17 protein-coding genes are annotated in these 22,408 nt (G+C 68.4%); 7 read left to right on the top strand and 10 right to left on the bottom strand.

Going from position 1 to position 22,408, the window contains the following annotated elements:
- Window positions 1-14: 14 nt before the first annotated feature.
- The 6 genes from ACLJOO_RS25485 to ACLJOO_RS25460 form a co-directional block, all read right to left on the bottom strand.
- Window positions 15-1,292, bottom strand: a complete 1,278-nt coding sequence (locus ACLJOO_RS25485; protein ID WP_410789879.1) for a thymidine phosphorylase — start codon at window positions 1,290-1,292, stop codon at window positions 15-17.
- Entirely contained in the window at window positions 1,289-1,696 is a 408-nt protein-coding gene (locus ACLJOO_RS25480) for a cytidine deaminase (RefSeq protein ID WP_410789878.1), read from the bottom strand. Before ACLJOO_RS25480 ends, ACLJOO_RS25485 begins: the two co-directional genes overlap by 4 nt.
- Window positions 1,674-2,963: an ABC transporter permease gene (locus ACLJOO_RS25475; RefSeq protein ID WP_410789877.1), complete on the bottom strand. Its 1,290-nt coding sequence runs from the start codon at window positions 2,961-2,963 to the stop codon at window positions 1,674-1,676. Before ACLJOO_RS25475 ends, ACLJOO_RS25480 begins: the two co-directional genes overlap by 23 nt.
- Window positions 2,960-4,165: an ABC transporter permease gene (locus ACLJOO_RS25470; RefSeq protein WP_410789876.1), complete on the bottom strand. Its 1,206-nt coding sequence runs from the start codon at window positions 4,163-4,165 to the stop codon at window positions 2,960-2,962. Before ACLJOO_RS25470 ends, ACLJOO_RS25475 begins: the two co-directional genes overlap by 4 nt.
- On the bottom strand, window positions 4,165-5,715 hold the full coding sequence (locus ACLJOO_RS25465) for an ABC transporter ATP-binding protein (protein WP_410789875.1): 1,551 nt from the start codon (window positions 5,713-5,715) through the stop codon (window positions 4,165-4,167). Before ACLJOO_RS25465 ends, ACLJOO_RS25470 begins: the two co-directional genes overlap by 1 nt.
- A 116-nt stretch (window positions 5,716-5,831) precedes the next feature.
- Window positions 5,832-6,920 carry a BMP family lipoprotein gene (locus tag ACLJOO_RS25460; protein ID WP_410789874.1) on the bottom strand — a complete coding sequence of 363 codons (1,089 nt, stop codon included), beginning with the start codon at window positions 6,918-6,920 and terminating at the stop codon, window positions 5,832-5,834.
- 303 nt (window positions 6,921-7,223) lie between these two features.
- On the opposite strand from ACLJOO_RS25460, the gene ACLJOO_RS25455 reads away from it, so the two are divergent.
- A complete protein-coding gene (locus ACLJOO_RS25455) occupies window positions 7,224-8,405 on the top strand; it encodes an amidohydrolase (protein WP_410789873.1) in 1,182 nt (393 codons plus the stop codon).
- A gap of 257 nt (window positions 8,406-8,662) precedes the next feature.
- On the opposite strand, the gene ACLJOO_RS25450 is transcribed toward ACLJOO_RS25455, so the two are convergent.
- Both ACLJOO_RS25450 and ACLJOO_RS25445 read right to left on the bottom strand, forming a co-directional pair.
- Entirely contained in the window at window positions 8,663-9,322 is a 660-nt protein-coding gene (locus tag ACLJOO_RS25450; protein WP_410789872.1) for a hypothetical protein, read from the bottom strand.
- A 66-nt stretch (window positions 9,323-9,388) separates the two neighbouring features.
- Complete coding sequence (locus ACLJOO_RS25445) at window positions 9,389-10,963, bottom strand: methylmalonyl-CoA mutase (RefSeq protein WP_410789871.1); 1,575 nt, start codon at window positions 10,961-10,963, stop codon at window positions 9,389-9,391.
- Window positions 10,964-11,117: 154 nt separating this feature from the next.
- On the opposite strand from ACLJOO_RS25445, the gene ACLJOO_RS25440 reads away from it, so the two are divergent.
- Complete coding sequence (locus ACLJOO_RS25440; RefSeq protein ID WP_410789870.1) at window positions 11,118-14,207, top strand: M14 family zinc carboxypeptidase; 3,090 nt, start codon at window positions 11,118-11,120, stop codon at window positions 14,205-14,207.
- Between the two features lie 149 nt (window positions 14,208-14,356).
- Here the strand turns inward: ACLJOO_RS25440 and ACLJOO_RS25435 are convergent, their stop codons facing one another.
- Complete coding sequence (locus tag ACLJOO_RS25435) at window positions 14,357-14,863, bottom strand: hypothetical protein (protein WP_410789869.1); 507 nt, start codon at window positions 14,861-14,863, stop codon at window positions 14,357-14,359.
- A gap of 130 nt (window positions 14,864-14,993) precedes the next feature.
- Between ACLJOO_RS25435 and ACLJOO_RS25430 the strand changes: the two genes are divergently transcribed.
- The 3 genes from ACLJOO_RS25430 to ACLJOO_RS25420 all read left to right on the top strand — a co-directional run bounded on the left by ACLJOO_RS25430 (window position 14,994) and on the right by ACLJOO_RS25420 (window position 20,507).
- Window positions 14,994-16,118, top strand: coding sequence for a glycosyltransferase family 4 protein (locus ACLJOO_RS25430; protein ID WP_410789868.1), 1,125 nt, complete (start codon window positions 14,994-14,996; stop codon window positions 16,116-16,118).
- Window positions 16,115-17,356, top strand: coding sequence for a glycosyltransferase (locus ACLJOO_RS25425; RefSeq protein ID WP_410789867.1), 1,242 nt, complete (start codon window positions 16,115-16,117; stop codon window positions 17,354-17,356). Before ACLJOO_RS25430 ends, ACLJOO_RS25425 begins: the two co-directional genes overlap by 4 nt.
- 136 nt (window positions 17,357-17,492) lie before the next feature.
- On the top strand, window positions 17,493-20,507 hold the full coding sequence (locus ACLJOO_RS25420; protein WP_410789866.1) for a hypothetical protein: 3,015 nt from the start codon (window positions 17,493-17,495) through the stop codon (window positions 20,505-20,507).
- Window positions 20,508-20,612: 105 nt separating this feature from the next.
- Here ACLJOO_RS25420 and ACLJOO_RS25415 read toward each other — a convergent pair whose 3' ends face one another.
- A complete protein-coding gene (locus ACLJOO_RS25415; RefSeq protein WP_410789865.1) occupies window positions 20,613-21,428 on the bottom strand; it encodes an MBL fold metallo-hydrolase in 816 nt (271 codons plus the stop codon).
- A 186-nt stretch (window positions 21,429-21,614) separates the two neighbouring features.
- On the opposite strand from ACLJOO_RS25415, the gene sdhC reads away from it, so the two are divergent.
- A complete protein-coding gene (gene sdhC / locus ACLJOO_RS25410) occupies window positions 21,615-21,947 on the top strand; it encodes a succinate dehydrogenase, cytochrome b556 subunit (protein WP_410789962.1) in 333 nt (110 codons plus the stop codon).
- A gap of 1 nt (window position 21,948) precedes the next feature.
- Window positions 21,949-22,404: a succinate dehydrogenase hydrophobic membrane anchor subunit gene (locus ACLJOO_RS25405; RefSeq protein WP_410789864.1), complete on the top strand. Its 456-nt coding sequence runs from the start codon at window positions 21,949-21,951 to the stop codon at window positions 22,402-22,404.
- Window positions 22,405-22,408 lie beyond the last annotated feature (4 nt).

The raw sequence follows: 22,408 nt of genomic DNA, 5'->3' as shown, positions 1-22,408 counted from the left end.
CACCCTGAGCTCAGTCACTCGATGCGATCGATCACCAGCGGGCCAGGTTCGTACGACGCCGAGACCTCGACTGCCTCAGCCAGCGACTCCAGGGCCCGCTCGATGCGGGCCGGGTCGTCGGTGTGCAGGGTGAGGAGAGGCTGGCCCTCCTGGATCTGGTCGCCTGGCTTGGCGTGGAGTTCGACGCCGGCGACCGGCGACACCGGGTCCTCCTTGCGCGCGCGGCCCGCGCCGAGGCGCCACGCTGCGACACCCACCGCGAGAGCGTCGAGCTTGGAGAGCACGCCGGACGACGGGGCCGGTACGACGTGCTGCTCGGGGGCGACCGGGAGCTCGGCGGACGGGTCGCCGCCCTGGGCCGAGATCATCGCCCGCCAGGCGTCCATCGCCGTACCGTCCTGAAGCTTCTCGGCCGGGTCGACGCCGGTGACCCCGGCCGCGGCGAGCATCTCGTTGGCCAGGGCAATGGTCAGCTCGATCACGTCGGCGGGTCCGCCACCGGCCAGTACCTCGACCGATTCGCGAACCTCCAAAGCGTTTCCGGCGGTCAGCCCGAGCGGGACGGACATGTCGGTGAGCAGGGCAACGGTCTTCACACCGGCATCGGTGCCCAGGGCAACCATGGTCTCCGCGAGCTCACGGGCGTCCTTAAGGTCCTTCATGAACGCGCCCGAGCCGACCTTCACGTCCAGCACCAGCGCGCCGGTGCCTTCGGCGATCTTCTTGCTCATGATCGAGCTGGCGATCAGCGGAATCGCCTCGACCGTGCCGGTCACGTCACGCAGCGCATACAGCTTCTTGTCCGCCGGCGCCAGACCGTCACCGGCCGCGCAGATCACCGCACCGACGTCCTCGAGCTGCTGCATCAGCTCGTCGTTCGACAGCGACGCCCGCCAGCCCGGGATCGACTCCAGCTTGTCCAGTGTGCCGCCGGTGTGCCCGAGCCCGCGGCCGGACAGCTGCGGTACGGCGACCCCGCAGGCCGCCACCAACGGGGCCAACGGCAACGTGATCTTGTCGCCGACGCCGCCGGTCGAGTGCTTGTCCGCGGTCGGCCGGGACAGCTTGCCGAAGTCCATCCGCTCGCCGGACGCGATCATCGCCGCCGTCCAGCGGGCGATCTCACGCCGGTTCATCCCGTTCAGCAGGATCGCCATCGCCAGCGCGGACATCTGCTCGTCGGCGACGTCGCCCTTGGTGTAGGCGTCGATCACCCAGTCGATCTGCCCGTCGCTCAGCTCGCCCTTGTCGCGCTTGGCCCGGATGACATCCACCGCGTCGAAACTCATCATTCCTCCAGAAACTCGGGCCCGAACGCGTCCGGCAGCAGTTCGCGCAGCGGCCGGACCCCGGTCGCAGTCTCGATCAGCAGCCCCGGGCCGCCGTTCTCGTGCAATAGCTGCCGGCACCGTCCGCACGGCGTCAGCAGGTGCTCGTGCTGATCCACGCAGGTGAACGCGACCAGCCGTCCGCCCCCGGTCCGGTACAGGTCCGACACCAGCCCGCACTCGGCGCACAACGTCAAGCCGTACGACGCGTTCTCCACGTTGCACCCGGCAACGATCCGCCCGTCGTCGGCGTACGCCGCGGCGCCCACCGGGAAGTGCGAGTACGGCGCGTACGCGCGGTGCATCATGTCGACGGCAACCGCGCGCAACGCCGGCCAGTCGACCTCACTCGGTGACGTAGGGCTCACCGTCCGCCTTCGGTGCTCGGACGCGGCCGACCAGACCGGCGACCGCGATGATGGTGGCCAGGTACGGCGCCATCAGCAGCAGCTCGCCCGGGATCGGCGTCTGGATGATCTGGAGCTGGGACTGCAGCTGGGTCGCGAAACCGAAGAACAGCGCCGCGACCGTCGCGCCGATCGGGTGCCAGCGGCCCATGATCAGCGCGGCCAGCGCGATGAACCCGTTGCCCGCGGTCATCTCCTTGCTGAACGAACCGGCGTACCCGACGGTGAAGAACGCGCCGCCGAGGCCGGCCAGGATGCCGGCCGTGAGGACGGCGGAGTACCGGACCCGCTTGACCTTGATGCCTACCGTGTCGGCCGCCTTCGGGTGTTCGCCGACCGCGCGGACCCGCAGGCCCCAGCGGGTCTGGAACAGCACGAACGTGACGACGGCGACCGCGATGTAGGTCAGGTAGACCAGGATCGTCTGGTTGAACAGGATCGGACCGATGAACGGGATGTCGGCCAGGCCCGGGATCTTCACCGCCGACAACACGTTCGGCGTGTTCAGCTTCTCCGCTTCCGGCTGCATGAACTGGTCGAAGAGGAAGCCGGTGATGCCGGTCGCGAACACCACCAGGACGACACCGAGGACGACCTGGTTGACCAGGTACTTGATCGAGAACACCGCCAGCAGCGCGGCCATCACCACGCCGCTCGCAGCCGCCGCGATCAGCGCGGCGGTCGCACTGTTCGTCGTACTCGACACCAGGGCCGCGGTGAACGCGCCGACCAGGAACTGGCCCTCGATCGCGATGTTGATGACACCGGCCCGCTCACACAGCACACCGGCGAGGGCGCCGAGGATCAGCGGCGTCGCGAAGTTCAGCGTGCCCTGGAACTGGTTGGCGAGCGGGAACGTCTTGCCCGCGGACGCCCAGCACAGGAACGCGCCGATGAAGGCGACGCCCAGTACGGCGGCCAGCCAGCCGGCGTACCGCTGCGGGACCTGGCGCAGGACGTACGCGACCGCGGCGCCGACGCCGAGAACCGCCAGGATCAGGGCGACCGGTTGCGCGGGCAGTCCGAGCAGGTTGTCCTGCAGGTCGCCGGACACCAGCTGGAACGTCGCTGTGCCGCCCTTGGTGAAGATCGCCAGGCCGAGGCCGATCAGGGCGAACACCAGCATCACGCCACCGACCCGCAGCCGGCGGGTGCGGTCGGCCGGGCCCTCGATGACCTGCGGTTTCGCAGGTGCGGCCGGTACGGCGTCCGGCGTTGTCTCGGTCATCCGTTCCAGCCTTTCGCGAGAACCGCGCCCGCTCCGCGTTCCTTCGGCAAGAAGCGGAAGATCGAGCGCACCAGCGCCGGGGCCGCGACGAACAGCACGATCACGGCCTGCAGGACAGTGGTCAGGGTCAGCGGCGTCTGCGTGATCAGCTGCATCTGCAGACCGCCCGCGTTCAGCGCGCCGAAGAGCAGACCGGCCAGCACGGTGCCGAGCGGGGTACCGCGGCCGAGCAGCGCGACCGTGATCGCGTCGAATCCGACCGAGGCCGCGACCCCGTCGGTCAGCGGCAGGTCGGTGCCGAGCACCTGCTGGGTCCCGGCCAGACCGGCGAGCGCGCCGGCTACGACCATCGCGATCACGTACGCGCGGCCGACCGACATACCGGCCGTCCGGGAGGCGTCCGCGTTCGCGCCGACCGCGCGGAGCTCGAAGCCGATCGTCGAGCGGTTCAGCAGCCACCAGACGAAGACCGCGGCCACCAGCGCCACCAGGAAGCCGACGTGCAACCGGGTGTCGCCGAACTTCGGGTACTGCGCGTCGCCGTCGACGATCGGGGAGATCGGGTCGGTCCGCCCCGGCCGCTGGAACGTCTTGGTGGTCAGCAGCCAGGCGAGCAGGTAGATCGCAACGTAGTTCAGCATGATCGTCACGATCACTTCATGCGCGCCGGTACGGGCCTTCAGCAGGCCGACCACGCCTCCCCAGAGCGCGCCGCCGACCAGACCGGCGACGATCGCCACGATCAGGTGCAGCACGGGCGGCAGGTTCCACGCGAAGCCGACGTACGACGCGAGGATCGCGCCGGCGATCAGCTGCCCCTGGGCGCCGATGTTGAACAGCCCGGTGCGGAACGCCAGCGAGACCGCGAGGCCGCCGCAGATCAGCGGTGTTGCCTGGGTCAACGACTCGCTGATCGGCGTCCAGCCGCCCAGCGCGCCGACCGCGAGCGACTTGTACGCCTCGCCGACCGCGCTCAAGGCGGCGGAGAAGGTGTCCATCGGCGCGGCGCCGAAGTACCCGACCGCCCGCTGCACCTGGTCGTCGCCGACGATGATCAGGATCGCCCCGACCAGCAGGGCCAGCACGATCGCGCTCAGCGAGACCAGGCCCTGGACCGCCCACGACGGCAGGCCCGAGGACCAGCGCTGCGGCTCCTTGGCCGGCGGCACGGGCGCCGGAGCGGCCTCTGTCTCAGTGCTCATCAGATGGTTCCCAAGGTCGTCGGGTTCTCGATCGCCACTTCGTGCGCCTCCGACTTCGAGGCGCCGGCCATCATCAGGCCCAGTTCGTCGCGCGGGGTGTCCGCCGGTACGACGCCGACGACCTTCCCGCGGTACATCACCGCGACCCGGTCCGCCAGCGCGGCGATCTCGTCCAGCTCGGTGGACACGATCAGAACCGCCGTACCGTTGTCGCGCTCCTTCACGATCCGGGTGTGCAGGAACTCGATCGAGCCGACGTCCACCCCACGGGTCGGCTGCGAGGCGACCAGCAGCTTCAGCGGGCGGGACAGCTCCCGGGCCAGCACGACCTTCTGCTGGTTGCCGCCGGACAGCGACGACACCGACTGGTCGATGCCCTGGGTACGGATGTCGAACTCCTCGACCCGGGCGGTCGCGTTCTTGTCGATCTCGTCGGTACGCAGCACCGGCCCGTTGCCGAACGGCGCCTTCCGGAACAAGTCCAGGACCAGGTTCTCGGCGACCGAGAACGAGCCGACGAAGCCGTCGTGCGCGCGGTCCTCCGGGACGTACCCGATCCCGGCGTCGAGGCGATGCCGGGTCGACTTCCCGGTCAGGTCCTGGCCGGCCAGCGAGATGGTCCCGGCCGCGATCGGCGTCAGCCCGAGCAGCGCCTCGGCGAGCTCGGTCTGACCGTTGCCCTGGACACCGGCCACGGCGAGGATCTCGCCCGCGCGCACCTCGAGGTCGACGTCGTCGACGGCGGTGAACCCGCGCTCGTCGATCACGGTCAGCCCCTGGACCCGCAGTACGGCGTCCTGCGGCTCGGCCGGCTCCTTGTCCACGACCAGGTCGACCGCGCGGCCGACCATCAGCTCGGCGAGCTCCTCCTCGGACGCGGACGGCTCGGCCTGCCCGACCACCTTGCCGCGGCGGATCACGGTGATCTTGTCCGCGATCGCCTTGACCTCTTTGAGCTTGTGGGTGATGAAGACGATCGAGGTGCCGTTCTCCTTGAGCTGGCGCATGACGCCGATCAGCTCGTCGATCTCGGCCGGCGTGAGCACCGCGGTCGGCTCGTCCAGGATCAGCACCCGGGCGTCGTTGGTGAGCGCCTTGATGATCTCCACCCGCTGCTGGACCCCGACCGGGATGTCCTCCACCAGCGCCTCGGGGTCGACCTCGAACCCGTACCGGTCGGACAGCTCGGTGACCAGCGCGTGCGCCTTCTTCCGGTCCAGTACGCCGCCGGCCCGGGTGTTCTCCCGGCCGAGCATGATGTTCTCGGCGACCGTGAACACCGGGACCAGCATGAAGTGCTGGTGGACCATGCCGATACCGTGCTTGATCGCGTCGCTCGGCGAGGTGATCTGCACCTTCTCGCCGTCGATCACGATCTCGCCCGAGTCGGGCTGCAGGAGCCCGTAGAGCATGTTCATCAAGGTGCTCTTGCCGGCCCCGTTCTCACCGAGCAGGCAGTGGATCTCACCCGGCTCGATGACCAGGTCGATGTGGTCGTTGGCGACCAGCGAGCCGAAGCTCTTGGTCAGGCCTGACAGCTCGAGGTGCATGCGGGCAGCCTCCCCTTCAGACGGCGAGCCAGGCTCGTCATACCGCGAGCCAGGAGGGCGACGACCTGTAGGTCTGCCTTCCTGGCTCGCACCGTACTACGCGACTAAGCGATGGTTCAGGATGCCTTCGGCTGAACCTTCGACTGCACGGTGATCTTGCCGCCGATGATGTCGGTCTTGATCTGGTCCAGCTCGGACTTCACGTCCGCCGGGATCTTGCTGTCGAACTCGTGGAACGGCGCCAGCGACGTACCGCCGTTCTCCAGCGTGCCGGTGAACTGGGTGTTGTCGAACTTGTTGTCGACGGCAGAGACGATCGCGTCCTTCACGGCCACGTCCATACCCTTCTCCACGCTGCTGAGCAGCACGGAGCAGTACTCCGCGGCGCTCACGCAGCCGTCGGTGTCGACCCAGATCGCGTTCACCTTGCCGTTGCTGGCCTTGGCCGCCTGCAGACCGCCCAGACCGGCCGGGCCGGCCACCGGGAAGATCACGTCGGCACCCTGGGTGATCAGGTTCTGCGCGTTGTTCTGGCCCTTGGCCTTGTCCTCGAAGTCACCGGTGAACAGACCCGCCTGCTTGGCGTCGTCCCAGCCGAGCACCTGGACGTTCTTGCTCTTCTGCGTGTTGTAGTACCGCACGCCCTCGGCGAAGCCGTCCATGAAGATGGTCACGGTCGGGATCTTCAGACCGCCGAAAGTGCCGACCTTGCCGGACTTCGACATCGCCGCGGCCAGGTAGCCGGCCTGGAAGCTGGACTGCGCGGTATTGAACAGCAGCGGCTTCAGGTTCGGGATCTCGCCGACCTTGGCGGTGTCCGGAGCCGAGTCGACGATCGCGAACTTGATGCCGGTGTTCGCCTTGGCCGCCTTCTCGGTGGCGTCCTCGAGCTTGAAGCCGACGGCAACGATCACGTTGCACTTGGCGTTCACCATCGCGGTCATGTTGGTCGGGTAGTCGTTGTCCGACTTCGACTCCGCCTTGACCTCGGTCAGGCCCTTTTCCTTCACCGCGTCCTGCAGACCCTTGTACGACGTCTGGTTGAACGACTTGTCGTCGAAGCCCCCGGAGTCGGAGACCATGCAGGCCTTGAAGTCCTTGTTGGCGCTGCCGCCTGCGTTGTCCTCGGTCGGCTTGCTGCCACACGCGGCGACGGCGAGCGTCAGCACGCCCACGATCGCCGTTCCCCGCACGTACTTCTTCACCGGAAGTCTCCTTCGTCGACCAGATACGTTTACGCGCCGCACGCCTTCCCCCACGTGCCGCATCCGCAGACTATAGGGCGCGGTCAGTGTTTCTTTGAACGTCAAGCAGGCCTCGATACCGGAAAGTGACCGGCATCCGCGTCACATTTCGACAACTTCTCCGGCGTGGTCACCGCCCGCGCTTCCCAGGTCACAGCGTGCACGCTCCGTGGTCGCCCTCACCGAGCGTGGCGGTCACGGCCGGTGAGCGGCGCGGCCGGGGCTTGGCATGTCGCGGCGTACGGCTGATGTCACAATCTCCGGATGAGTCATCAGTTACTGGTCGCAGACGTGCTGGCGCGGGTCGAGGCGGTCCGTGAGGACATGGTCGACGTACGGCGCGATCTGCATGCGCACCCGGAACTCGGGTGGCACGAGGTGCGGACGACGGAGCTGCTCGAGAAGCGGCTGGTCGAGGCCGGGCTGTCGCCGCGGGTGTTGCCGACCGGGACCGGGCTGATCTGCGACATCGGGTCCGGCGACACGTGCGTCGCGCTGCGCGCCGACATCGACGCCCTACCGGTGCCGGACGGCGTGCAGGCGCCGTGGCGGTCGACCCTCGACGGGGTGGCTCATGCGTGCGGTCACGACGTACACACGTCGGCATTGCTCGGTGCGGCGCTGGTGCTGGCCGGGATGGCGCGCGACGGGCAGCTGGACCGGCGAGTCCGGGTGATCTTCCAGCCGGCCGAGGAGGTCATGCCCGGCGGTGCGCTCGGGGTGATCGCAGCGGGCGGTCTGGACGGCGTACGGCGTATTTATGGTGTGCACTGTGATCCGCGACTGCAGGTCGGCGAGGTCGGCCTGCGCGTCGGCGCGCTGACCGCCGCCGCTGACCGGCTGCTCGTCCGGCTCACCGGACCCGGCGGCCACACCTCCCGGCCGCACCTGACCGCCGATCTGGTCTACGCGCTGGCGATCCTGGTCACGGAGCTCCCCGCTGCTCTCTCCCGCCGCGTGGACCCGCGCGCCGGCATGTCCCTGGTCTGGGGCCGCATCACGTCCGGCTCCGCCGCCAACGCCATCCCGTCCCGCGGCGAGGCCGAGGGCACCCTGCGCTGCCTGGACGCCAACGCGTGGCGACTCGCCGAAGAACTCATCCCGTCACTCGCCGCCCAGATCGTCACGCCGTACGGCGTCGAGGTCGACACCGAGGTCACCCGCGGCGTACCGCCCGTGGTGAACGACCATCTCGCGATCAACGTCCTGCAGAACGCCGTCCACCAAACCCTGGGCTCCAGCGCCATCGCCCCCACCGACCAGAGCCTCGGCGGCGAAGACTTCGCCTGGTACCTCGAACACGTCCCCGGCGCCATGGCCCGCCTAGGCGTCCGCCCACCCACCCAAGCAACCGCCGCCGACCTCCACACCCCCGGCTTCGACCCCTCCGAAGAAGCCATCACCGTAGGCACCACCCTCCTAACCACCACCGCCCTCCTCGACTGACCGGACCCCGCCAACCGGTGCCGTCGAGTCGTGGGTTTGGCGGTCTTCTGCAGCCTCGATTCACGACTCGCGGTTTCGAGGGGCAACCAAACGCCACGCCCCGATCGACGGATACGTCCTGTCGAGCTGCAGATCGTCCGACACTTGAGTAGGGCGGCTCTGGATCTGCTGGGCGTCTGATCAGAAGCTGTCGACAGACAGCCGCCGCGAAGCGGTGTCCGATTCGCGGCGACCACGCATCACCCAACCACGGTGGGTCAGCGGCAGCGGGCGTCGGCGAACTTGATCTTGGTGAGGCGCCAGGTGGCTCCGGCCTTTGCCAGTGTGGCGGTTGCGGTTAGGTACGGGGTGGGCATCTCGACCCACTTCCCCGATCGGTCCACATCGATCGTCGTGTTGTCCACACAGGATCTGAGCGTGGCGGTCGATCCCGTCACTGTGATGGTCGGGATGTCCACCCACACCTCGCCGATCGTGTGGTGTTTCCTCTGCTGCAACAGGGCGACCTGGCCGGTGACCGCTGTGACCGGCTGCCCGGAGGCGACCTTCTGGAGCGCGGCGAGGTCGACCGTGGCCTGGTTGTACGCCTTCAGTCGCAGCACCGTGTACGTCAGGAAGGCATCGGCGACGGCCCGCTGCTCCGCCGACACCGCCGCGATCTTCCGGCTGTGCACCCGGGCCACCTTCGACGGTGGGCCTGCCGGTGGTGAAGTCGGGCCGCCGGTGACCCATGGGACCGAGGACGCAGGTGCCTGTTCCGGAGTGCTCGGCGCGGCGGTCGGAGTCGCCGTCGCGGCTGGCGGGGAGGTCGACGGCGTCGCGGCTGGTGCAGGACCGGCGCCGCTCTCACCACCGCAGGCCGCGGTCAGCAGCACCATCCCCAGTGCACTGATGCCCATGGCAACGGACTGTCTCATCGGTGCAGCCTCCTCGACGGTTGTCGAGGACACAGTAACGAGCGAGCGGTCCAGACCGGTCGACGATCAGAAGGTGTCGGCGGGGATGTAGATGCCCCAGACGTCTCTGAGGGTGTTGCAGACTTCGCCGACCGTGGCTCGGGCTTTTAGGGCGTCTTTCATGGGGTGGAGGCAGTTGTCGTTGCCTTCGGCGGCTTTTTTGAGGGCGGCCAGGGCCTCGTCGACCGCGGTCTGGTCGCGGGTGGCGCGGAGGGTGGCGAGGCGGGCTATCTGCTGGGCCTCGATGGTGGGGTCCACTCGGAGGGGTTCGTACGGCTCCTCGTCAGTGATCTTGAACTTGTTCATGCCGACGACGACGCGGTCGACGGCGTCGATCTCCTGGGCGATCTGGTACGCCGAGCGCTCGATCTCCTGCTTCTGGTAGCCCTTCTCGATCGCGGCGACGGCGCCGCCGTACTCCTCCACCTGCTCCATCAACGAGACCGCAGCCTCCTCGACCTCGTCGGTGAGCGACTCGACGACGTACGAGCCGGCGAAGGGGTCGACCGTCGCGGTGATGTCGGTCTCGTAGGCGAGGACCTGCTGCGTGCGCAGCGCGAGGCGAGCGGCCTTCTCGGTCGGGAGCGCGATCGCTTCGTCGTACGAGTTGGTGTGCAGGGACTGGGTTCCGCCGAGTACGGCGGCCAGGCCCTGGATGGCGACCCGCACCAGGTTCACTTCAGGCTGCTGCGCGGTCAACTGCACGCCGGCGGTCTGCGTATGGAAGCGCAACATCAACGACTTCGGGTTGCGAGCGCCGAAGGAGTCCCGCATCACCCGCGCCCAGATCCGCCGCGCCGCGCGGAACTTCGCGACCTCCTCGAGCAACGTCGTACGGGCGACGAAGAAGAACGACAATCGCGGCGCGAACTCGTCGACATCCAGCCCGGATGCGACCGCGGCCCGGACGTACTCGATCCCGTTCGCCAACGTAAAAGCGATCTCCTGCGCGGGCGTCGCCCCGGCCTCGGCCATGTGGTAGCCCGAGATCGAGATCGTGTTCCAGCGCGGCAGCTCGGACTGGCAGTACGCGAAGATGTCGCTGATCAGCCGCAGCGACTCCTTCGGCGGGTAGATGTAGGTGCCGCGGGCGATGTACTCCTTCAGTACGTCGTTCTGGATCGTGCCGGTGAGCTTGTCACCGGAGACCCCCTGCTCCTCGGCCACCAACTGGTAGAGCAGGAGCAGCACCGACCCGGGCGCGTTAATCGTCATCGAGGTGGACACCTGGTCCAGCGGGATCTTGTCGAACAGCACCCGCATGTCGTCGATCGAGTCGATCGCCACCCCGACCTTGCCGACCTCGCCGTGGGCGATCGGCGCGTCGGAGTCGTACCCCATCTGGGTCGGCAGGTCGAACGCGACCGACAGGCCCATGGTCCCGTGGTCGATCAGCTGGTGGTACCGCTGGTTCGACTCGGCCGCCGTACCGAACCCGGCGTACTGCCGCATCGTCCATGGCCGCTGGGTGTACATCGTCGGGTAGACGCCCCGGGTGTACGGGAACTGCCCCGGCTCCCCCAGCTTCGCGTCGGCGTCGAACCCGTCCAGCGGCCCGTACACCGGCGCGAACTCGAACCCCGACTCGCTCCGATGACTCATCCTCCAACGGTAGGCCGAACCACAGTCCCACTGGTATGCACAGACTGGGTGAGATCGAGCACGCCAGGTGATCGCGAACCATGGGCTGTTGACTTGTGACCTGGGTCACAGGAGGCTGCGACAGAGTATGCACCGTCGACCGGGGAGGGGCGACATGCGTAGATCCGCTGTTCTCATCGCAGTAATGGCCGTCGTAGCGGGTGCACTGGCCGCAGGACCGGCAGCGACCGCAGCACCAGGGCCAGGGGGTGACGGCCTGGAGGTCTACGTCGGCGAACTGGATCCGCAGCAGCTGCAGAAGCTGGCGGATATCGGCGTGGATCGCGAGGGCCTGACCACCGGCCGGACGGCCGACGGCAAGGCCAAGGTCGAGGTCGTCATCACCGACCGGCAGGCCGACAAGCTCCGCTCCGACGGCGTGGACCTCAAGGTCAAGAAGGTGAAGGGCCGGGACGCCTCCGACGAGGCCGCCCGACTCGCCTTGGTCGGCCCGACGGTGTTCCGTCCGTACAGCGGGCCCGGTGGCATCGCTGAGGAGCTGAGCACGACAGCGGCCGCCAATCCGGCGCTGGCCAAGTTGGTCCAGATCGGTACGACGGTGCAGGGCAAGCCGATACTCGCCGTCAAGGTGACCAAGAGCGCCCGTCAGCTCAAGGACGGCACGCGTCCCTCGGTGCTGTACATGGGCGCCCAGCACGCGCGCGAGTGGATCACCCCCGAGATGGTCCGCCGGCTGCTGCACCACGTCCTCGACAACTACGGCAGCAACGCCGAGATCACCAAGCTGGTCAACACCACCGAGCTGTGGTTCCTGCCGGTGGCCAACCCCGACGGTTACGACTACACGTTCACCGGGGACCGGCTGTGGCGGAAGAACCTGCACGACAACAACGGCGACGGGACCATCGCCCCCGGCGACGGCGTCGACCTGAACCGCAACCTCGCGACCAAGTGGGGTTACGACAACGAGGGCTCGTCCCCGGATCCGATCAGTGACACCTACCGCGGCACCGGCCCGAACTCCGAGCCGGAGACCAAGGCCCTCGACGGGCTGTTCAACCGCATCCGCTTCACCGAGCTGATCAACTACCACTCGGCGGCAGAGCTCATCCTGTACGGCGTCGGCTGGCAGGTGAGCACCCCTTCGCCGGACGACCTCATCTCCGAGGCGATGGCCGGCGACGACGCGAACCCGGCCGTCCCCGGCTACGACCCGGACATCTCCGCCGAGCTCTACACCACCAACGGCGAGACCGACGGACACGCGACGAACAGGTACGGCACGCTCGCGTTCACGCCGGAGATGTCGACCTGCCAGACCGTGTCAGCCGCGGATCCCAACGACCAATGGAAGCCCGAGGACTGCGTCAGCGTCTTCACGTTCCCCGACGACGAGGGCCTGATCCAGGCCGAGTTCGCCAAGAACATCCCGTTCGCGCTGTCGGTCGCGGAGTCCTCGCACGATCCCGACGACCCGGTCTCCGTGGTCGGTACGACGGCCGCCGACCTGGTTGCCGACCCGTTCGCGGTCTCGTACGGCACCACCCAGCCGGTCGCGGTGACGGCCAAGCGGGCCTTGAAGAGCCTGCAGATCAACTACAAGGTCAACGGTGGCCGCACCGTCAGCGACTCGGTGTCGGAGTGGAACGGCGGCGAGCGCTACGGCAACTCCGACGACCACTACTACGCCGAGTTCCGCGGCACAGTACGGCGTACCAAGCCCGGCGACTCGGTCGAGGTCTGGTTCAGCGGCTACAAACCGGGCAAGGGCACGGTCGCCAGCGATCACTTCACCTACAAGGTGTCCACCGACATCGGCGGGAACGTCCTGATCCTGGCCGCCGAGGACACCACCGGCCTCAGCCCGGTGCAGGGCGTCTCCACCGCCAAGTACGCCGACGAGTACGCCGCGGCCCTCGCCGCGAACGGGATCTCTTCGGACGTGTACGACGTGGACGCGAACAACCGGACCGCGCCGCACCACCTCGGCGTCCTCTCGCACTACAAGGCCGTCGTCTGGGAGACCGGAGACGACATCATCACGCGAGAGGTCGGCCAGGTCGGCGGTACGGCGGCCGAACTCGCCCTGGACGTCGAACTGTCGGTCCGCGACTACCTCAACGAGGGCGGAAAGCTTCTCCACACAGGGAAGTACGCCAGCTACGCGAGCAGCCAGGACGGCGCGTACTGGTACAACCCGTTCGAGGAGCAGCAGACTGAATGCACCACGCCCACGCTGTACCCGTGCCTCCCACTGCTGAACGACTTCGAGCAGTACTGGCTCGGTGCCTACAGCTATGTCGACAACAGCGGTAGCGACGTCAACGGGGACCCGTTCCCGATCCGCGGAGTGTCCGGCGCCTTCGACGGGTACGCCGCGACTCTCAACGGCGGCGACTCGGCGAACAACCAGGACCACACGGCGGCGTTCGTTCTGACGTCGAGTGTGTTGCCCACGGCACAGTTCCCGCAGTTCGCCAGCTCGGCGCCGCTGAAGTGGGATCGGCCCGGCGCTGCGCCGTTCGAGCCGTTCACGGGTTCGCAGTACGTGTACAGCCAGCGAGGCGACATCAGCTACAAACGGCTGACCCGCACGGTCGACCTGAACGGCGTGACGAGCGGTTCGCTGGGGTTCAAGATCTCCTACGACACCGAAGCCGACTGGGACTACGTCTTCGTCGAGGCCCACACCGTCGGCCAGGACGACTGGACGACATTGCCGGACACGAACGGCCACACGTCACAGGACACCGGCCAGAGCTGTCCGGCCGGTTGGGCGACTCTGCATCCGCAGCTCCTGCACTACCAGGGCGCGGACTGTTCACCGGGCGGCACCACCGGAGGCTGGTATGCGGCAACCGGTTCCAGCGCAGGCTGGCAGGACTGGAACGTCGACCTGACGCCGTATGCCGGGAAGCAGGTCGAACTCTCGATCAGCTACGTCAGTGACTGGGGAACCCAGGGTCTCGGCGCCTTCGTCGACGACACCACGGTCACGGCCGGCTCGACCGTGACGACGTCGTTCGAGACCGACTTCGGCGGTTGGACCGTGGCCGGTCCGCCTCCTGGCTCGGCGGCGAACCCGAACGACTGGATCCGCACCACCACCGCCTTCCTCGAAGGAGCGGGCGTCACGACCAGCGACACCGTGTACGTCGGATTCGGCGCTGAAGGCCTCACCACGCAGGCGATGCGCACCGACCTGGTCCGCCGGTCGATGATTCACCTGTTCAGTACGCCGTAGCAGATCGGCCGCCCTGGTCCACGTGACCAGGGCGGCCGGTTCCTACCAGCGGAAAGTGAGCGTTTCCGCGGGCAACCGCTCACGCACGTCGCACACCAGATCGGTCAGCGTGTCGGCCAGTTCCTGGTCGGCGAGGCGGCCGTGCGTCATCACGCACAGTTCTTCTGCTGCCACAGCTCCGAGACGTGCTCGTACCGCTCGATCTGGTGCCCGCGGTGCTCGAGTTTCTGCAAGAACGCGATCGCCCCGGCCGGCGGCTCACCGAGCAGTTCGGGCGGCATCGTCGAGATCGGCCCGTCACCAGGCGATCCCGCTTCGAGCGCGAACGAGGGGATCAGTTCCAGGAGGCGCCCCGCGAACTCGTCCAGTTCGCGGAGGACCTTGGCATCGGTCACCTTCCCGTCCCGCCAGACGACCAACGTCGGACCCTCGATCCGGAACGGCGGCGCCGCCGGGTCGTCCAGCAGCAGCTCCATCACCCGCGGATTCACCACGTCGTGCGCGAACTTCAGGTCCGCACTCTCGACCCGGAACGCCTCGTTGAACCGGCCGCTCTCGAAGTCGATACCTCCGCCGAGAGCGGACCGCCGTACGGACACAGCGGGCAACGCAGTCGGCAACTCGACCACCGCGACGACGATCCCCAGAGTTCGCATGCGACTAACCAAGCACAGCCCGGTGGCAACCTGAAGGACACTTCAAGGCCTCGCACCTGTCGACAGGGCATCGACGCCGTGTCACGAGAGTGTCGCCCAGGGTTCATGGTCGGTGAGGAACCTTCGAAGTGTGCGAATCGTGATGGTGGCCGAGACCTTCCTGCCGCAGATCAATGGCGTGGCGAACACGGCTCGCCACGTCGCCGACCGGCTGCGTGCCCGCGGGCACGAGTTGCTGATCATCGCCCCCGGTCCGGGTCCCGACAGCTACGGAGACGTCCCGGTCCTCCGGGCCCGGAGTTTCCGTACGCCGGGCTACAAGGAGTACCCGGTCGGCCTGCCGGATCCGTCGATCGAGCGTGCAATGGCCGAGTTCCGGCCCGACCTGGTGCATCTCGCCTCGCCGTTCATCATCGGCGCGTACGGACTGCGTGCGGCCCGCAAGCTCGGCGTACCGACGGTCGCGATCTTCCAGACCGACATCGCCGGCTTCGCCCGCCAGTACCCCTGGTACGCCGCCGCGGACCGCGGGATCTGGCGCTGGGTAACCCGGACGCATTCCCGCGCCGACCGCACCCTCGCCCCCTCGTCCTCGGCCGTCGACGCACTGGTGCAGCGCGGCGTACCGCGGGTGCACCTGTGGGGCCGCGGCGTGAACCTGGACCTGTTCGATCCCAAGCACCGCGACGAGGACTGGCGCCGGCAGATGTCCCCGGACGGGCGGCCGATCGTCGGGTACGTCGGGCGACTGGCGGCCGAGAAGAAGGTACGGCGGCTCGCGGAGCTGACCGACCTGGACTGCCGGATCGTGATCGTCGGCGACGGCCCGGACCGCGCCGCGCTGGAGCACGCGTTGCCGACGGCAACCTTCCTCGGGATGCGCCGGGGCGCCGACCTGGCGTCGATCTTCGCCGGGCTGGACGTGTTCGTGCACACCGGTGAGCACGAGACGTTCTGCCAGACGATCCAGGAGGCGCAGGCGTCCGGCGTCGCGACCGTCGGCCCGGCCGCGGGCGGACCGCTCGACCTGATCCACCCGGGCGAGAACGGCCTGCTGTTCGAACCCGGCAAGCCCGGGTCGCTGCGGGACGCCGTGAAGACCCTGCTGGACCACCCGACGGCCCGCGGGCGGATGGCCGCGAGCGGGCTGCAGCGCGTGCAGTCGCGCACCTGGCCGGCCGTCGTCAACGACCTCGTCGACCGCCACTACGCCGAAGTACTCCAGGAAGCCGCGGCCGTACGGCGGGTCGCATGAGTGGACTCCGCATAGCTCAGCTGGCCAACTTCGTCGGGCCGACGTCCGGTGGGATGCGGACCGCGATCGAGCACATCGGCCAGGGGTACGTCGCGGCCGGCGCCGAGCGGATCGTGATCACGCCGGGCGAGAAGGACTCCGTCGTCGAGACCGAGCTGGGCACGATCGTCCGGGTCAAGGCGCCGAAGGTGAGCGGCGGCTACCGGCTGATCACGACGCCGTGGACCGTGATCGACGTACTGAAACGGTTCCGGCCGACCACGGTCGAGATCTCCGACAAGTCGACGCTGCTCCCGGTGGCACGCTGGGCGCGCAAGAACGACATCGGCACTGTGTTGTTCAGCCACGAGCGGCTGGACGCGATGCTGGCGCTCGGCGCGGCCCGCCCGGGTCAGCTCGGCGGCAACGACGTACTGCGCCCCGGCCGGATGCTCGGCGAGGCCACCCAACGCCCCAGCCGCTGGGCCGGCGACAGCACCCTGCGCCCGGTGTGGTGGGGCGCCGACGGGGTGAAATACAGCCAGCTCGGCATGGTCGCCACCGTCGCGGCGCTGTACAAGATCCTCGGCCGCACGTACGACGCTGTAGTAGTGACCTCGCGCTACGCGGCGGCCGAGTTCGACGAAGTGACGACGCCACTCGTCCGGATCCCGCTCGGCGTCGACCTCGACACGTTCCACCCGTCGCTGGGCGCACCGGCCGATGACGGCGTACTCAAACTGGTGCACGCCGGCCGCCTGTCCCGCGAGAAGAGCCCGCACCTCGCGGTCGCCACCGCCGCCGAACTGCACCGCCGCGGCGTGAACGTGCGGATGGACGTCTACGGCACCGGCCCGCACCTCGACGAGCTGATCGAGATCGCGGGGGACGCACCCGTCACCTTCCACGGGTACGTCGACGGCCGCCGTACCCTCGCCAAACACCTCGCCGAGGCCGACATCGCCCTGTCCGTCTGCCCCGGCGAAACCTTCGGCCTGGCCGTCCTCGAAGCCCTCGCCGCCGGCACTCCCGTCGTCACCGCGAACACCGGCGGCGCCCGCGAACTGGTCGACGAAACCTGCGCCCGCTGGGCCCCCGCGAACCCCGCAGCCCTCGCCGACGCCACCCTCGCCCTGGCCGCCCACCCCAACCGCCGCCAAGCCGCCCGCCGACGCGCCGAGCTCTACAACTGGCAAACCTGCATCAACCACATGCTCGCCCTCCACACCCGCCTGGCCCAGATGCGCATCGCTGCGTGAGCGCACCGCAACAGCCTGCTGATCTGGATTGCACGAAGTAGCAAGAGAGTTGCGGTCAGGTCCGGTAAGGCTGTAGTTCTTTCCCTTTCGCCGGTGTCGCTCGGGGTGCGCCGGAGTCCCCTGCCCTGGAGATTCGATGCGCCGCGCCCTCAAACCCGCCCTGTTCCGCGCTGCCCTGGCCACCGCCCTAGCAGCCATCACAATCCCCTTCATCGCCCACGCCGCCTCCGGCGAGGAATCCGCCCTCAGCACACCGACCGCGCAGCTCTTCCCGACCCGCACCGGCCTCGGCGTCACCTGGAACCCCGTCGACGCGTCCAACTACCGCGTCGAGCGCAAGGAGGGCAATGCCGACTGGGGCAACGTCAGCGGCCCGCTGAGCGCCGAGAGCGTCAGCTGGGTCGACGACCTCATCGCCCCCGGCACCACGGCCTCGTACCGGGTCGTCGCGACCACCGACGCCGAGACCGCCACGAGCGCCCCGGTCACGACCACCCGCAACACCACGACACCAGCCGTCGGCGATATCGACCGGCTCGCTCTCGACGTGGACCCCGGCACCACGTGGCCGCACGACGAGAGCGCCGGCGCGGTCACGGCATCCGCGCCGGCCGACGGATCTCGCACGCTGTCCGCGGGCACGATGAAGGTGCGGCTTCCGGCATTCATCACCGGCCCTGGCAACTACTCGCTCACGCCGTCGGAGCTCGAGTTCACCCAAGGCGACCACAGCTGCACCGCGAGCGGAACCCTGTCCGTCAGCGCTGTCGCCTACACCGCCACGCTCGAGCTCGACACCCTCGCCGCCGGCCTGCGCCTGTACGACTGCGACGGCAGCGCCGTCGTCCGGGCGATCGACCTGCGCTACCACAGCACCTTCGGGTACCAGGCGCTGTCGGTCACACCGGAGCAGTACGACTACGGCAACGTCAAGTACGGCGTGGGCGCGGACGCCTCGTTCATCGTGAAAAACACCGGTACCGATCCTGTCCGGATCTCCGGGGTCGACCTGACCCACATAGGCATCGCCTTTCGGATGAACCCGGACGCTCCGCACGACTGCTCGCAGACGTTGCCGCCCGCGGCGACCTGCACCGTGAGCGTTCGGTACTTGCCCCAGTCGACCGGCCCGGACTCGGACACCCTGACCATCTGGGACTCCACCGCCTTGGAACGTCACACGGTCGCCTTGACCGGGTACGGCGTCGACGTGCCCGAGGCCCAGGAGGTTACTGTGCGGCCGACGTACAACGGCCACACGGTGAGCTGGCAGTCGCGGCCGACAGCAGGAGGCACGGCCGTTCGTGGCTACAACCTGCACCGCTACCTGAACGGGGCGGAGACCGTCGAGTGGTTCCCGGTGAAGACGTCGACGGTTGACTTCGCGGTCACCGAGCCCAGCACAAAGCCTGGCATCGAGTACGGCGTCTCGGTCGTCAACGAGGTCGGTGAGGGCCCGGTCGGCGCCCACAAGCTCGTCCCGCGGGCGACCGAGCAGGTCGTGGTCACGCAGGGCGAGCCGGACAGCCGGGACTTTGCTGCCGCGGACGAGTTCGGCAACGTCGTGCCGTTCCCGGCGGACCCGAACTCGGTCAAGCCGAAGGAAGCCGTCACCACCTCTCCGGACGGGCGGTCGCTCGCCTACGTGAGCGGCACCACGGAGCGTGCCCTGTGGACGCAGACGGTTGTCCCGGGCGAGGTCGGCGTACCGGTGAAGCTGTGGAGCTCCACGGCCCCGATCACCCACCTGTCCTGGTCGCCTGACGGCACCCGTATCGCGTTCCAGGCGCCCGAGAACGCCACCCCATGCGTGTATGTGATCGCGGCCACCGGTGGTACGCCGCTGAAGGTCGCCTGCCAGGTGTCCAGCCCGAGCTGGATGCCGGACGCCCGCACCTTGGTGGTGTCGGACCACCGCCTCACGCCGAGCCGGCTCGCGACGATCGAGGCAACGGCCGGCGGCAGCCGGACCGCCACGCTGGCAGGCGAGACCGAGGTGGCGGACGGACGGCCGGTTCGCGCTTCGGCCAACGGCCAGGCCATCGCCTTCGGCGACGGTTCGACGGTGCGACTGGCCGGGACGACGGAGCGAGTCAGTCCGTCGCTCGACTCGGAAGTGCGGGCGATCACCTGGGATCCGTCCGGCACCTGGATCCTGGCGCTGACCGCCAGCGGCCGTCTCTACCAGATCGGCATCAGCGACCGCCTGTATGTGTACAACGAGCTGGCCAGGGCGACGAACCATCGAGCCGACGTCGCCTGGCAGCGGCCTGGGGTGACGATCAAGCCGACCCCGGTGGTGATGGGGCCGAACATCTCCATTCCGTTCGACAGTTCCGCCTTCCCGGCAGGCACCAGGTTCTCTTGCGAGGTCAAGGGATCGTTCGTGCCGGCCAAGGCGTGCACGTCGCCCTTCACGGGGACCGAACTACGGTCCGGGAAGTACCAGGTCATCGTCAGCGGGTCGGGTGCTGTCGCGTACCGGGACATCACCGTCGACGCGGAGGGACCGGTGGCGCGGATGGTGGCGCCGGCGTACCAGTCCTCGGTGGCCGCGACGGCGACCTTGACCGTGTCGGCCACAGATGCCAACGGACTCGCGTCGTACGACGTGCAGTACCGCCGGGCCACGTCTGCCGGCGCGTACGGCGCCTACGTGCAGCCGTGGACGAAGACGACGGCGACGTCCATGAACCTCGCGGTCGCGGCCGGGTACGAGTACTGCGTTTCGGTGCGGGCGACGGACAGGCTCGGGAACGTCGGCCAGTGGAGTGCGGAACGGTGTTTCTCGCGGCCGTTGGACGACCGGTCGATGTCGCTGGCAACGACCGGCTGGACGCGGGCGACCGGGTCGACGTTCTACTACGGAACCACGACGCAGACGACGGCGTACGGGAAGGCGCTCACTCGCGCCGTGCAGGGGAAGCGGTTCTTCCTGGTGGCGACGCGGTGCCCGACCTGCGGGTCGGTCGCGGTGTACGCCGGGAACAGGTACCTGACGACGGTGAACCTCGCCTACCCGACGACCCACAAGCAGGTGCTGCTCGGCCTTCCGGTCCAGAGCACGCTCTTCAACGGCACCCTCAAGTTGGTCAGCGCGTCGACCGGCAAGCTCGTCCAGATCGACGGGCTCGCGGTCGGCCGGAGCTGATCTGCAGCTCGACAGGAGGTGTCGCTCAGCCCGGCGCCGGGAGGCGCCTGGCTGAGCGTGAGCCACCGGCCTAGCAGACGTATACGTACTGTCGAGCTGCAGACATCAGGTGAGGTGGTCGTAGTCGCCGCGGACCCAGGCGGCGTGGCGGTCGGCGGAGCGGCGTACTACGGCTTTGGCGTCTACCGGGATGACGGAGCCGAAGTTGTTGTAGAGGCGGTCGTAGTCGAAGGGGTCGAGGGAGCGGGCTACTCGGTCGACGACGGCGCCGGACAGCGGGATGCGGTTGGGGTAGCTGCGCATGAAGCTGACCGAGACGCGGTCGGGGTTCGCGAAGATGGTGTCGCCGGACAGGATCACTCCCTTGCCCTCGGCACCGTTCGCCCAGTGCACGACCGCGCTGCCGGGGAAGTGGCCGCCGGGCTGGATGACGGTCACTCCGGGTAGCGGTGTGAGCTGCCCGGACCAGGTCTGGATCACCGCGTCGGGGCGCGCGACCCACTCCTTGTCGAGCTCCGAGACATACACCGGTACGTCGCCGAGGCGGTGGCTCCACTCGACCTGGACGCCGTACATGTGCGGGTGGCTGGCGATGATCCCCACCACATCGCCCAGCTCGCGGATCCGGCGTACGGCGTCGCCGTCCAGGTACCCGATCGGGTCCCAGAGCAGGTTGCCCTCGGACGTTGTCAGCAGCATCGACTGCTGCCCGATCCCCACCGGCGGCTTCGAGCGGACGCCGTACAGGCCCGGCTCGACCTCGTCGACCGTGACCTCGGTGCCCGCCGCGGCCAGCTCCTCGAGCGTGGTCCAGTGCTGCCCGTCAGCGGGCACCCACTGCCGCTCGTCGGCGCAGATCGCACACACCTCGACCTGCTCCGCGTGCTCCACCGCACAGGTCGCACAGATCCAGAAACTCATGGTCGTTCTCCCCTCCGTCGGGCACCGACGCGACCGATCTCACACGGATCGCGATCGATGTCACATCTGTCAGGACATTTCACCTCACGCAGCGGGTCTAGCATCAAGACGATTCTGGTGAACTCGTTCGAGGAGGATCTGGTGCCCAGCAAACCAGCCGGCACGCTCTATCGCGGCCGGGAGGGCATGTGGTCATGGGTCGCGCACCGGATCACCGGTGTCGGGATCTTCTTCTTCCTGCTGGTGCACGTGCTGGACACCGCACTGGTCCGGGTCTCGCCGGAGGCCTACAACGAGGTCATCGGCACCTACAAGAACCCGATCGTCGGCCTGCTCGAGGTCGGTCTGGTGGCGGCGATCCTGTTCCACGCGTTCAACGGCGTGCGGCTGATCCTGGTGGACTTCTGGGCCAAGGGCCCGCGCTACCAGCGGCAGCTGATGATCGGCGTCGGCGTGATCTGGGTCGTCCTGTTCGTGCCATTCGTCATCCGGCATCTGACCCACGTGTTCGGAGGCTGAGATGAGCGACATTGCCGCGCCCCGGTCCAGCTCCCGCGCCCGCAAGCTGAAGGGTGGCGGCCGGAACCGTTCCGGGCAGACCAACTTCGAGCTGTACAGCTGGCTCTTCATGCGGCTGTCCGGGCTCGCCCTCGTCATCCTGGTGCTCGGGCACCTGTTCGTGAACCTGATGCTCGGCGGCGGGATCACCGCGCTGGACTTCGGCTTCGTGGCCGGCAAGTGGGCCAACCCGCTGTGGCAGGTCTGGGACCTGCTGATGCTGTGGCTGGCGATGCTGCACGGCACCAACGGGCTGCGCACGATCATCAACGACTACGCCGAGAAGGACCAGACCCGGTTCTGGCTCAAGGCCTTGCTGATCACGGCCTCGATCGTGATCGTCGTACTGGGCACCCTGGTGATCTTCACGTTCGACCCCTGCCTCGACCCCAACAGCACGTTGACGGTCTGCAAGTAAGGAA

The organism is Kribbella sp. C-35, from assembly GCF_046549195.1.
Classification (GTDB): Bacteria; Actinomycetota; Actinomycetes; order Propionibacteriales; family Kribbellaceae; genus Kribbella.
The sequence above is the reverse complement of the archived record's forward strand: the minus strand, read 5'-3'. Positions and strand labels throughout refer to the sequence as shown.